Here is a 12,687-nt window from a genome sequence, read left to right as displayed (position 1 = left end):
ATGCATTACTTTAGGATAGTTAACAAGAAGAATAGCACAAATTTTTTAATCTCTAAGACATTATCTGTTCAAGTAGCTAAAATCAAACTAGATAACAGGGATATAAGATATCATTTTAAAAATGAAAATTCACACTTAACAGAAATTGTATTTGAAGACAATTTGAATATCTTTCCTGCTAATACATTTTTGGCTCTTGAGTTTTTTGATAAAACGGGTAGTAAAATATGCGTGAAATTAGATCAATACGGGAACTTTCCTGTTAATCTAAACCAAGAACGGTTTGCAATATTTTCACAAGTAGAAAATGAGTTGCATATTGCAATTAAATTTATTGATTTTAGAGCACTTATATTACAAATGCAAAGCTATTCACCTATTGTAAATAAAGTGTATTTGGAAAATAGTGATGATCACATTAAGATTTCCTTAAGTAATGTGGAAAAATATGATTATAAGAATATTATATTAACAATTAATAGAGATAGCAGTTTAAACGCCCATATAATTCCTGTCTTAGTTAAAGATGACCATGTACTTATATCAAAGAAAGATTTATCGACAAAATACAATATCCACTTACTATTGGCAATCAATTCCAATGTATTTAAACTCTCATTAAATAATTTAATCCAAATTACTGCAATGGAATTAGAGGAAATAAAATCCTATGATCATTTTATTGAAGTAAAAGAAAATGATTTAATGGGACTAAACATAAATAATTTTTTTCAACCACAAATTGAAGATTCTTATGCATATATTGAAGGTCTAGATATTAAGAATAATATTCTTGTTTTAAACGTCGAAGATAAAGAATGGTTTTTGGACTTAGAGAATCCTATTTTAATTTTGCAAGAGGCAGAATCTAAAACTTACTTTGCAATTAGAGGAGAAACTAGATCTTCTTTTCTATATTTTAATTTCAAAAATTTTCTAGATTATATTCCTACAAGTAAAGAGGTTTGGAATATATACTTAATGGCTAAAGGCAATAAAATATTTTTAAAACTAAATAATAAAAAAGAGAAAGTTAGAAACGATTTATTTTACATTTTAAACCAAGATAACTTTCCTTCACTTTCAACATATAATTTATATAGTGCCTTTTTATTTAATCAAAGTAAGGATTTAGTTGTAAAAAAGGATAAGGTTTCAAATCTAATAAAAAGTAATTATAAAATCAAAACATCGGTTAAACAATTTATTATGCATGGAAGTAGAATCCGAATGAAGATTCAATTATATTCACCAAATGTAAATTTCGCAGAGCCCACAGGTGTATATTTAGTACACAGAAACAAAGATAATTTTAATAAAATTGCTGTTGGGATAAAAGATTTACAAAGTAACAGGAATTTTATAACCATTGAATGTAAAGTAGATTTAAAGAAAGAGAATCTCTTCCCTTTATACTGGGACATTTATGTAGGAATTGACGTTAATAATAAGGAAGAATTAATTAAAGTAACAAATGTCGCGTCTAACGTCTTAAATAAAATAGATTCTAGAGTCTCTAAATATCAATTGAAATTAAATAAAGATTATATTGTTTATCCTTATATTACTATAAATAAGGATCTGGCTTTCACCTTTAGGGAAAAAGAATACTTTGAAAATAGGTATTACATTTTAAAGGAAAATTTAGCGTTTATAATATTTAATCTTTTTAAAAATTATTTTTCAAAAAGAGAAATTTGGATTGGATATGAAAAGTTAGCAATGTCTGCACATGATAGTGGGTATTACTTTTTTGATTATGTATATAAGAATAAAAAGCATAAAGACTTTTATTACGTTATTAGAAAAGACTCTCCTGAACTCAATAATTTAAAAGACAAAAAGGATAAACTATTGTATTTTATGTCTTTTAAATATTTCATTTATATGTTTGCTGCAGACTTGCTAATATCTTCGGATACTAAAAGAAATAGCTATAATCTTAAACAAAAAAAGAGCAAACTTGGTAAAGCACTTACTAATAAACAACTAATTTATTTACAACATGGTGTTAATGGATTAAAAGCAGTTCCAGACTTTTATAAAAAGAGAGGAGTTTTTGATTTAGTTATAGCTCCTTCTGAATACGAAAGGAAAATGATAATTGAACACTGGGGCTATGATGAATCTGAGGTTGTTACAACTGGATTAGCAAGATGGGATGTTCTAAAGGATAGAACAAAAGAAATAAATTATAAGCAGATTTTTGTTATGCCTACGTGGAGAACTTGGATGGAGGGTATGAGTAAACAGGATTTTATGGAAAGTCAATACTACAAGTACTATAATGCTTTTCTTTCTTCCGATAGATTAAATGAGGTTCTTAGAGATAATAATGTTAAAATTAAATTTTTTCTTCATCCAAAGTTCAAGGACTATATTGATTCATTTGAAATTAACTCTCCTAACATTGAAAAATTTGGTTTTTTAGAAGTTCCATTAGACGAAATGATTATGAAAAGTTCTATGATGATTTCAGACTATTCAAGTGTAATCTGGGAAATGTTTTATTTGAAAAAACCATGTCTTTTTTATCATTTTGATGTCGATAAATATCTTCAATATGAGGGCAGTTATATGGATTTTGACAATGATTTATTTGGCGATGTAGCTTATGATCCAAATGAGTTAATAAGCTTAATAGAATACTATATTTCTCATGATTTTAAAGAAAAGGAAAATTACGGAAAAATGAGGAATGAGTATTTTACTTATATGGATAATCAGAACTCTAAAAGAATATTTGAAGCTATTGAAAATAAGAAAAAAGAGCTGTATAAGCGTAGAAAAATTAACGAGATAAAAATAACTCATATTATACCGTTTGATATAAGAAGAAAAATATTAAATGCTATAGCTAGAATTCTTTATTAAGGTTAGTAATTAGTTTGATCCACTAAAATAAAATTGACAGCTATTGCAGTAATAGAGTGGTATGAATTTTCTTAATAGGTGAGGTAAGAAGGGAAATGTTTAATTTCAGAGCTGTTTACTATTCTTAAAAGATTTCATATCATATTCTGAAAAAGTATAGGAAGCCCCGATCTTTTATAGGTAGGGGCTGTTTGACGCTTGCATACCTGCAAATGGCATTATATAGTAATCAAGTAAATCCGTTGAGATTTAAAAGTAATACTTGTATAATTTAATATCAGAGTAAGTGAGTATTCTAGGCGAAAGGATATGAAGATGAAATCTGCGTTAAATGTTATTAAAGAGCAAATAGAAAACTTTTACCTTATTAGAAGGCTTTCTATATATGAATTAAAAAACAAAAATAAAAACAACTATTTAGGGATATTTTGGGAAATTTTAAATCCTTCAATTCAGATCCTTATATATTGGTTCGTTTTCTCAGCTTTGAGGAGTAAAAAGCCCATAGAAATGATAGATGGACAAAAAATTGAATTTTTTAGTTGGCTTTTAGCAGCTTTCTTTCTATGGATTTTCTTCTACCAAGGAATTATACAAGGCTCTAAGTCGATTTATACTAGACTTAGAATGCTTTCAAAAATGAACTTTCCAATTAGTATTATCCCAGGATACGTTATTTTTTCACAGTTTTATGTTCATATTATGATGTTAGTTATTGCAATTGTAATATTAAATATGAACGGGTACTATATCTCAGCTTATTACTTACAATTAATTTACTACTTAATAGCAACTTTAGCTCTAATTTTTTCTATATCGCTTATAACGTCGACATTATCAACAATTATTCGCGATATCCATATGCTATTGAATTCAACATTAAGAATGCTATTGTATTTATCAGGTGTTTTATGGCCATTAGCTATTCTTGGAAAACAATTTCCAGGGATAAAGGTGTTATTACAACTTAATCCGTTGTATTATTTAGTTGAAGGTTATCGTGCTGCATTATTTAGTACAGAATGGCATTTTATTGCGGAGTGGCAGTACAGTATAATATTTTGGATAATAGTAATACTGTTATTCCTGTTAGGTTCAACTTTACACGTTAAATTCCGTAGACATTTTATAGATTATTTATAAAGGTTTGTGATGATATGGAAAAAGCGATAGTTGCAAAAAATATTAAGAAGAAATATAAATTATATAGTAGTTCTAAAGAACGTTTGTTAGACTTGCTGACGCCTAAAAGTTATGGGGAAGACTTTTATGCTCTTAATGGAGTTGATTTTGAAGCAGAAAAAGGAGATATTATTGGATTTGTTGGAGTAAATGGTTCTGGTAAATCCACCTTATCGAATATCTTAGCTGGCATTGTCCCAGAAACTTCTGGTTATATAGAGATTGCAGGAGAAGTTGCATTAATAGCAGTTTCTGCAGGTTTGAAAAATGATTTGACAGGAAGAGATAATATTGAACTAAAGTTACTAATGCTTGGTTTTAATAAAAATGAAATAAAAAAACTTGAACCAGAGATCATTGAGTTCGCTGAAATAGAAGATTTTATAGATCAGCCAGTAAAGTCATATTCAAGTGGGATGAAATCAAGACTTGGTTTTGCAATTTCAGTTAAAGTTGATCCTGATATTTTAATTATTGACGAGGCTCTATCTGTTGGCGATAAAGCCTTTGCTGAAAAAAGCTTAAATAAAATGAAGGAGTTTAAAAAACAAGGCAAAACAATGATTTTTGTAAGTCACTCTATTGGCCAAATGAAGCAATTTTGCGAAAAAATATTATGGCTCGAATATGGAAAAGTAAAAGCTTTCGGTTCGGTAAAGGAAGTAATTCCAAAGTATCAAGCTTTTTTGGATAAATGGAAAAAAATGTCCAAAACGGAGAAAGAAGAGTATAAACTATATAGAATAGATCCTTTAGAAAGAGATATTAATGACATAAATTTAAATCAAGCTATTATTGACGAACATCACCCCTTTGAGAATAGAGATAATTTTATTGTGCAACCAACGTCTAAAATAGGACATATTAATGATAACAAATCTTTTATTTATTCGAGTTTGTTTCCAGAAAGTAATGCAAAATCATCTGAGACTTATAAAAATTCAGTATACTATATAAAAAGAGAAGCAAAATTTAATAATAGAATTTTTTATTTACTTAGTAATAAACCAAGTGGTAAAAGTGGGGTCATAGGGTGGATGAATGCGAATGATGTTAATAGTAAATGTGAAATATTAATTGATGCTGATGAAAAACAATTTTATATTAAAGGTACAGGTAAAGCTTTTAATCGTCCTTGGGGGGGTAAGAAAAATATAATATATGACAACCTTAAGAATTTCAAAGGTGACCAATTTCTAGTGAGTAAAACTGTCAAAATAGGGAAAAACTTATGGTATAAAGGATTGTTAGGTGAAAATAAAGTATGGATACACCAGAGTTATTTGGGAGAAGTATAATAATTTTGGATAAGTGGCAAATGCAAGAGTTAATTTATAATTGTACTATATGAATTTAGGGTGATTAATCATCCATTATATTTGTTTTGCTTTAAGGTTTATAAAAACGACTTGTTGTATTTGCTAGAAGAAAATTTAAAATATAATATTTTTTGTTGTTGTATAAAATGTTAGAAACTTGAGCTGGAATGTGAGTACGATAAATTAGCCAAGAACCAGTAATAAAAACTCTTGGCTAATTTAAACAGTCGCTGACGATAGATTACACTATATAAAAGCAAAACGTATTATTTATTATTGTGCAGTAATCCACAGAATACGAATAGTCCTTTAAAAGAATTTTAAAATTTGTTTTTCTATTCGTGTGAAAATATTTCAGGATTGTTCGAAAACACACCGTCTACTCCATAAGCGACTAATTCATTAAACCGCTCTTTTTTGTTTACCGTAAACGGGTATACTTGATACCCCTTGTTATGGCAATGTTCGATTAATTGCCTGTCTGTATAGACGTTATTTGGGTGAATACTAGCGATGTTTAACCCGCTTTTTGTTGCATAGTCCCAAGGATTGAGTATTCGATAGTAAAAGAGCATACCTAAAGGTAAGGTTGGCGCTATTTCCTGCACGTTTTTTAAAGCAACATGATCAAAAGAAGAAATAAGTATATTTTCAAAGCGATTATATTTAGACAGGCAATGAATGAGTTGCTCTTCAATTCCTTTATAAATAACTGGAATATTCTTAATTTCAATATTTAAGAGAATATTTTTTGGGCAAAGCTCTAAAACTTCATCTAGGGTTGGAACGGTGATCCCAGTATAATTTTCATTAAAAGAAGATCCGATGTCGATTTGTTTTAATTCACTTAATGTAAGGTCAGTAATACGTTTATTTGTCCATGGATTAAACCGATTTAATTTGTGGTCATGACAAACTACGAGATAATTATCTTTGGTCAGTTGAATATCAAATTCAATAGCTTTTGCACCATGAGCAATTGCTTTTTGAAAAGCAGGTAATGTATTTTCAGGTGCTTCTGTTAGTGAACCTCTATGTGCAAAATTTAATGTCATTAATGCTGATGCTCCTTTCAAATTTAATGGTATATTGCATTAGTTTCTTAACCTACGCCGCAATTTAAAAAGTACGGTTTTTTGTATCCATTTAAATATCTGTCTATTATACATAAAAAAAAGGAATATTGCTAATCCGCTAGGTACCCATAATTCTTTTTGACTGAAAAAATAAGGTGCAAGTAAAGCAACTAATGTTAATGGAAATAAAATAACCATATCTACTCGATTTAGTTTGATGTTGAAATAAGGCTTGCTAGCACGAATTCGAACAATCCAGGTGATTATGAAGGCGATTAATGTAGACCAAGCGGCAGCATACAAGCCGATAAACGGAATCAATAAAATATGTACGCCGATATTTACAACTGCACCGAGGATGGACGTAACTAGAATTATCTTTGTTCTTTTGGCTCCATGAAAGCCGGCACTCCAGAACAACGAGAAAGCACTGAACATCGTACCTACTAATAGTAGCCCAGTGTATTGCCAAGCTATAAAAAATTTTTCAGAGATAAAAATAGAAAAAATAGGTTTTGTTAAGAGCGCAATACAAATTACAGATGTAACAAGCAAACGAAAAAAATGCTGGAAGACAACAGTATAATACTCATCCTTAGCAGCTTTGTTAAATTGGAGAATAGCACTGTCTTTCCATGCTAAGTTAAACACAGAATGGATCATTACGAGAATAGCAGGTATTTGATTTGCTACCGCATATAAACCATTATATTCTATTCCCAGATAGCCTACAATAATATAGCGATCTGAAGCATTCATGATCCACCAGCTAATTGCACCAGGAATAATAGGTAATGCATATTTTAAAAGGGACTTAATCAGCGGTTTCGAGTAATGTCGGGTTGACAAAAATCGGTGGAATCGCATAATCATCCAAGCTGTTATAATTGATACTAAATTAGCAAGAATAGAAGCATAGAAAAATGCTTCTATTCGCAGTTGTAAACTGTATAAAAATAATAAGATGATTGATATATGTATGATCGTTTGTAGCAGTCCCAGTGAAGCGAATAAGAAATTGAATCCTAAACCTCTAGCACATTGCTGTAAATAGCTATTTACGATAATTACTTGAATGAGTACTAATGTTAAATATCCATACGGAATAGGGGAAAAAGCTAACCATAACAATGCAAGAATAGTGAATAAGATTAGATTTCGCGCTAAAGCTAATGTGCCGCTAGTAATAATCGTTATTTGTTGTTGAGTGTCTTTTTCAACAATTAACCAACGATAAACGGCTGATGTTAATTCAAGGCTGATAAATGGCGCTAATAGACTAGAAGTAGTAAGGATTAAATCCCAAGTTCCATATTCCTCTGTTGTGAAATAATGTGTATAAACAGGTAGCATTAAAAAAACGAGAGCTTTTGATCCAAAGGTAGTAATGCTATACAACAGGGTGTCTTTCACTAGTTTTTTTTCTTTGGTCATGAATTAATCATCCTTCAATTCTCTGTTTCTAAATAAGTATCTAACTTAATAAATTGTTCCTTTGCCTTCATGATTTTCTCCGTTACATCTATCCTATTACTGCTCATGCTTTGATAAACAGTCTCAGCTTCTAATGTTTCTAACTCATGAAATTGAGTGTAATTACCTTGGAAATTAACATCCTTTATCATATTTGTCATTTTACTGCTGTACACGATTGGAAAAACGGATTTTTGATATAACCACCCTAAAATCATAGCATGAAATCTGGTAGCAACAACAAAAGTGCAAGAGGAAATTAACTTTAGGGCCTTTTCTAAGTTGTTTTTGTAGTAAAATGTATGAATGTGATTTATATAGTGTTTAGAGACAGGAGCGAGAATATGCTTAATTGCTTCATGATCTTGCTCGTATTCACAAAAAGACATTAGCGTAACATCATATCCTTCTTTTAAAAAATGGAGAGTTATTTCTCGTATTTTATTGTAATAAATTTCATCATAACCCTGTAACGACTTTCTAATAGAAGGTTTAATTACAGAAATAATCACGGATTGGTTAGCTTTGTTTAAACAAATAGGTTCCAATTGGAAAATCATATCTGTAGCCAGTCTAACGTTAGGCAACTCTTTAAATAACGAATAGGAGTAATGGTCCCGAAAGCAAATATCGGTTAAATGGAAAAATATTTTATAGTATGCGTGTAGAAAGCTTTGTTCGTAGAAAGGACCAAAATTAGCTCCTAAAATAAAAAAAGGTATCTTCATTTTGGACATAGCTTGGACATTTTTATACTCTTCTTTCCAATAATCGTGTTGAATAAATAATGATCCTCCAGCATAAATTTGCAAATGACATTTTCGTGCCAGGTAGGAATAGAAAAGCTTCTTTTTGTTAAACGTTGTTGCAATTAATTTACTACCACGGAAAAGAAGAGAATCGGAGTTAATAATTTTTAAGTTATTTAAGTTGGAAAAAGTCTTACGATATCCTTTTGGGGCTAATAATAGAAAATTCGTATTTGGATAACGTTCACAGATAGTTTTAATAAATAAATCATCCCCTAAATTATAGTGAGTGTATGCGTAGAGCATGACATTCTTCATATTTTATCACCTTTTCCGTTAATAATGGCTTGCTCTATATATTAGCTGAAGTAACACCTTTCGACTAAGTGAAAAATTTGTGTGAATGACGCTTCAAAAAAGATTTGACGTAAAAAAATATATACAGACTATATGTTGATTTAAGCTTAATGAGTAATTTAACTAACTGTTTTTGTAATGAGCCTGTAAAATGTATTAGCTCTTCATTTGTGTTAATTAAATGAAGTATGGTTTTCATTTCGTTCACTTTTTCAATTCGTGGCATACGATTTTCTTTGTGAAAAAGATTTGTATATGCATTGATCACACTACTAGCATAAATTTCTCCAAGATCGCGTTTGTTTTTATAGGTTAATCCTCCCATTTCTTCTAAAAAAGACTGTACTTTATTTAATAAGAATTGTTGCTCTTTAAAGTAGTTTTTACGGTAAGCGCGAGATAAAGAATGAACATTTGCGTTAACATATTTGTATAGTGAGTCATGAAGTATATAAATTCGTTTACAATATTGAAGGTAATGTAAATTAAATAATAGATCTTCTCCAAAAGATATGTTTTTTTTAAACTTGATGTTGTGCTGATTGATTATGTCTAATCGATATAGCTTATTGCAGGGAGAAGGAATGATAATTTGTTTATATAAATCACCAAAATAATGAAGAAATGAAGTTTTGGTATACATCCCCTTAATAGAAGGAGTATATAATTTTTTTTTATGTGTAGCTATTGACTCATATCCACATATGACAAGGTCATTAATTGGCGAAGAATTAACAGCCTCCACTAGTTTTTTAGTCATATCGCTATCAATATAATCATCAGCATCAACAAACTGAAGAAACGCTCCTTTTGCTTTCTTTATTCCTATATTTCTTGCGCAGGATACACCTGCATTTTTTTGGTGAATTACATGAATATTATTATATAATGCAGCCAGACTATTACATATTTCCGTGCTTTTATCTGTTGATCCATCATTAACCAAAATGATTTCAGTTGAATGATACGATTGGCTTAATATGCTCTTGATACAGCGCTTCAAGGAATGCTCTGCATTATAGACGGGAATGACAAAACTAACTAGTTTGTGTTTGTTCATTTTTATGACCCCCTATAAGCATTAATGGAATGGAGAGATAGGTCATGGCAGAAGGTGCGAACAGTACATGACCTGCCAAAAAAGCTATTCCGACAGAAAGACCTACTATGGTAAATAACAGCAAATATTTAATTTCAAAGTAAGGTTTCTTAAAGATCAAATGCTTTACTAAGAAGATTAGAGGAAGCATTGCAAATAGACTTCCTATAATTCCCAAACTGAAAAAAAGATCAAAGAAATCCATCTCAATTAACTTTGGTTCGTTTTGATAATCCCCAGCATACCCTAGACCAAAAATTTTTCTTAATATATGTGCATGTAAATAATCTTTTTTTATCTCTGCAAAGTAAATATCTCTAGAACTGAGAATTTTTTGTGAGAGGAGCTCATATGTAGATAAAGCTTCTAACTCTGAGTTTGCTTTTAATTCATTTTGAGTTGGAGAGACGTGATTCTCTGGCGGTGAGTTATTTCCAATAGAAGTATAGGGAATAAAGCATGCAAATAAAAAGATGATCATAATAAAAGCTATTGCATGCCAATCTCTCCATATCTTTAATCGTAGCTTCCACAAAATATAGGCGATAGTAATGCTAATGAGCACTAAGCCGCCTATAAAAGCTGTCTTTGTACCAATCATAGGTAGCATGCTTAAAATGATAATATAAGCAAACCAATGGGCAAGCTGTTTTTTTTGAATAAGCTGAATGCTCATTACTCCAAATAGAATTAGGGTTATGGCACTTAATTCGTTTGCAGAGAAAAACCAACCCGAATAACCAGAAGTATCGTATCTATAACTGTTTATACTTGTATTAGTAAGAACTGCCATCCAGTAAGTGCACCCAACGATGTAGCTAGTAATAGTTGTAGCGGTATATAAAGTACGGGTGTTTACGCAGTTTCTTTCATTTACATAGAGAACGGCAAAAATAATGACTAAAAAATAACTAACCTTTAAATAAAAATTCAACTCCCAGATCCAATTAAAGTGAGACTTTAAAAGTAAGTTTATAATAAAACTAACTAATACTCCTGAAAATGCCATTATCATAAGGGTGAAATTTTTCTTCTTGTTTTTATGGGAAAAACAAATGAAGAGAGTAATAAATAAAACAGACATAAATAATGTTCGAAGTAGAGATCCTACTGATATTGGAAATGATAAAGTGAATGTTGTTAGTATGTCCATGATTGGCTGAATAACAATGAATACGAGTATAAATTTATTCACTGTATTAGTTGATTTATCCATAATAGTTCCCCTATGTTGTAATCTTTACCTTAAATTATTGACACCTTTTAATTTTCTATTCACGAAGAATAATAAAATCCTATGCTCATGGTTATATTAATTTACTAATAATAACGGAGAGTAGGTAAGCGAATGAAAGTACTACATTTAAACGCAGGTAGTGAAACTGGTGGGGGGATGTATCATATTTTGGGGTTAATGAAAGAATTTAAAGATAAACAATTTATACTCGGTGTTATGGAACAGGGAGAACTTTTGCAACGTGCAAAACAATTAGGAATTAAAACGGTTCATTTTTCAAGTAGTTCTAAACTTAGTATTCCATTAATTAAAAAAATGATTTCATTTATAAAACAGGAAAAAATTACTTGTATCCACTCACATGGTCCTCGAGCAAATGTGTATACAAGTATATTGAAGAAAATGTTGCCTTTTCAGTGGGTCGTAACTATCCATAGTGATCCATTTCTAGATTTCATGGAAAAAGGTACCTACGGAAAATTATTAAGTAGGATAAATATGAATGCTGTTAAGAATGCAAATAAATTAATAGCTATTTCACAACCTTTTAAAGACTGTCTTATTGATGCGGGAATTGATGAAAATAAAATAATAACCACTTTAAATGGTATTGATTTTAAACAAAGAGTGAAAAACATTTATAAAAAACGCGACTTTGGAATTAATGCGGATGAGTTTATTTTTTTAATGGTAGCCAGGTTGGAAAAAGTTAAAGGTCATCAATTTGCTATAAAAGCTTTTTCGGAAATTTTAAAGAGAAATAGTAAATGTCATCTTATGCTTGCTGGAGATGGTAGATTATATAATCAATTGAAAAAAATGGTATTTGAATTAGGAATAGAAAAAAATGTACACTTTTTAGGTTATAGAAAAGATGTACAGCACTTATATAAAATAGCAGATGTGACTTTACTAACTTCCTTAAGCGAAAGTTTCCCCCTTGTCCTATTAGAATCTGCTAAAGCAAAAACCCCAGTCATTTCGTCAGACGTTGGGGAAGTAAATAAACTTATTGTAAATAATGGAGTCGGTTGGATTGTAAAACCGGCTAACACAATGGAAATAATTGCTGCAATGAAAGATGCATTATTTTTTCACAAACAAGGAAAATTATCGTTAATTGGTGAAAAGCTGTATCAGCATGCTTCAAAAAAATTTACATTGGAGATTTTTGCCGAAAACATTTATAATGTATATCGAGGTCTAAATTGAATGTATGTTTAAGTTTTGCTATATGATTTGTCATTGATATGAGGTTCTTTCACTTAGCTTTAAAGTTAAAAGGGGGATATGATAACTCTTATTGAAAAGCGACACTAGT

The 12,687-nt window shown here is 30.1% G+C and carries 9 protein-coding genes and 1 pseudogene; 5 read left to right on the top strand and 5 right to left on the bottom strand.

The annotated features are described in order from the left end of the window. The 4 genes and pseudogenes from BKP57_RS08065 to BKP57_RS22760 all read left to right on the top strand — a co-directional run bounded on the left by BKP57_RS08065 (position 1) and on the right by BKP57_RS22760 (position 5,354). Positions 1 to 2,874 carry a CDP-glycerol glycerophosphotransferase family protein gene (locus BKP57_RS08065; protein WP_050351040.1) on the top strand — a complete coding sequence of 958 codons (2,874 nt, stop codon included), beginning with the start codon at positions 1 to 3 and terminating at the stop codon, positions 2,872 to 2,874. Between the two features lie 309 nt (positions 2,875 to 3,183). Then, a complete protein-coding gene (locus BKP57_RS08060; protein WP_306423687.1) occupies positions 3,184 to 4,017 on the top strand; it encodes an ABC transporter permease in 834 nt (277 codons plus the stop codon). A gap of 14 nt (positions 4,018 to 4,031) precedes the next feature. Continuing rightward, positions 4,032 to 4,790, top strand: a pseudogene (gene tagH, locus BKP57_RS22765) (teichoic acids export ABC transporter ATP-binding subunit TagH); the annotation flags it as partial. 102 nt (positions 4,791 to 4,892) lie between these two features. Continuing rightward, positions 4,893 to 5,354 (top strand): SH3-like domain-containing protein, encoded by a 462-nt coding sequence (locus tag BKP57_RS22760; RefSeq protein WP_232231405.1) that lies wholly within the window; start codon positions 4,893 to 4,895, stop codon positions 5,352 to 5,354. 356 nt (positions 5,355 to 5,710) lie between these two features. On the opposite strand, the gene BKP57_RS08050 is transcribed toward BKP57_RS22760, so the two are convergent. The 5 genes from BKP57_RS08050 to BKP57_RS08030 form a co-directional block, all read right to left on the bottom strand. Beyond that, positions 5,711 to 6,430, bottom strand: a complete 720-nt coding sequence (locus BKP57_RS08050; protein WP_072741322.1) for a glycerophosphodiester phosphodiesterase — start codon at positions 6,428 to 6,430, stop codon at positions 5,711 to 5,713. Positions 6,431 to 6,469: 39 nt separating this feature from the next. Then, complete coding sequence (locus tag BKP57_RS08045) at positions 6,470 to 7,885, bottom strand: lipopolysaccharide biosynthesis protein (RefSeq protein WP_072741321.1); 1,416 nt, start codon at positions 7,883 to 7,885, stop codon at positions 6,470 to 6,472. 14 nt (positions 7,886 to 7,899) lie between these two features. Then, complete coding sequence (locus tag BKP57_RS08040; protein WP_072741320.1) at positions 7,900 to 8,991, bottom strand: polysaccharide pyruvyl transferase family protein; 1,092 nt, start codon at positions 8,989 to 8,991, stop codon at positions 7,900 to 7,902. Positions 8,992 to 9,055: 64 nt separating this feature from the next. Next, positions 9,056 to 10,090, bottom strand: a complete 1,035-nt coding sequence (locus tag BKP57_RS08035) for a glycosyltransferase family 2 protein (RefSeq protein WP_072741319.1) — start codon at positions 10,088 to 10,090, stop codon at positions 9,056 to 9,058. Beyond that, positions 10,068 to 11,282, bottom strand: a complete 1,215-nt coding sequence (locus tag BKP57_RS08030) for an O-antigen ligase family protein (protein ID WP_232231404.1) — start codon at positions 11,280 to 11,282, stop codon at positions 10,068 to 10,070. Before BKP57_RS08030 ends, BKP57_RS08035 begins: the two co-directional genes overlap by 23 nt. Before the next feature lie 195 nt (positions 11,283 to 11,477). On the opposite strand from BKP57_RS08030, the gene BKP57_RS08025 reads away from it, so the two are divergent. Beyond that, positions 11,478 to 12,578, top strand: coding sequence for a glycosyltransferase family 4 protein (locus BKP57_RS08025; protein ID WP_072741317.1), 1,101 nt, complete (start codon positions 11,478 to 11,480; stop codon positions 12,576 to 12,578). The last annotated feature ends 109 nt before the right edge of the window (positions 12,579 to 12,687 follow it).

Origin of the sequence: Virgibacillus sp. 6R (assembly GCF_001895305.1) — a bacterium.
In the GTDB taxonomy this organism is placed as follows: Bacteria; Bacillota; Bacilli; order Bacillales; family Amphibacillaceae; genus Virgibacillus; species Virgibacillus pantothenticus.
The sequence above is the reverse complement of the archived record's forward strand: the minus strand, read 5'-3'. Positions and strand labels throughout refer to the sequence as shown.

Bases quoted from the DNA above. Each gene is read 5' to 3' on its own strand.
- BKP57_RS08040 (WP_072741320.1), bottom strand. From the start codon at position 8,991: ATGAAGAATGTCATGCTCTACGCATACACTCACTATAATTTAGGGGAT.
- BKP57_RS08035 (WP_072741319.1), bottom strand. From the start codon at position 10,090: ATGAACAAACACAAACTAGTTAGTTTTGTCATTCCCGTCTATAATGCA.
- BKP57_RS08065 (WP_050351040.1), top strand. From the start codon at position 1: ATGCATTACTTTAGGATAGTTAACAAGAAGAATAGCACAAATTTTTTA.
- BKP57_RS08025 (WP_072741317.1), top strand. From the start codon at position 11,478: ATGAAAGTACTACATTTAAACGCAGGTAGTGAAACTGGTGGGGGGATG.
- BKP57_RS08030 (WP_232231404.1), bottom strand. From the start codon at position 11,282: ATGGACATACTAACAACATTCACTTTATCATTTCCAATATCAGTAGGA.
- BKP57_RS08045 (WP_072741321.1), bottom strand. From the start codon at position 7,885: ATGACCAAAGAAAAAAAACTAGTGAAAGACACCCTGTTGTATAGCATT.
- BKP57_RS08060 (WP_306423687.1), top strand. From the start codon at position 3,184: ATGAAGATGAAATCTGCGTTAAATGTTATTAAAGAGCAAATAGAAAAC.
- BKP57_RS08050 (WP_072741322.1), bottom strand. From the start codon at position 6,430: ATGACATTAAATTTTGCACATAGAGGTTCACTAACAGAAGCACCTGAA.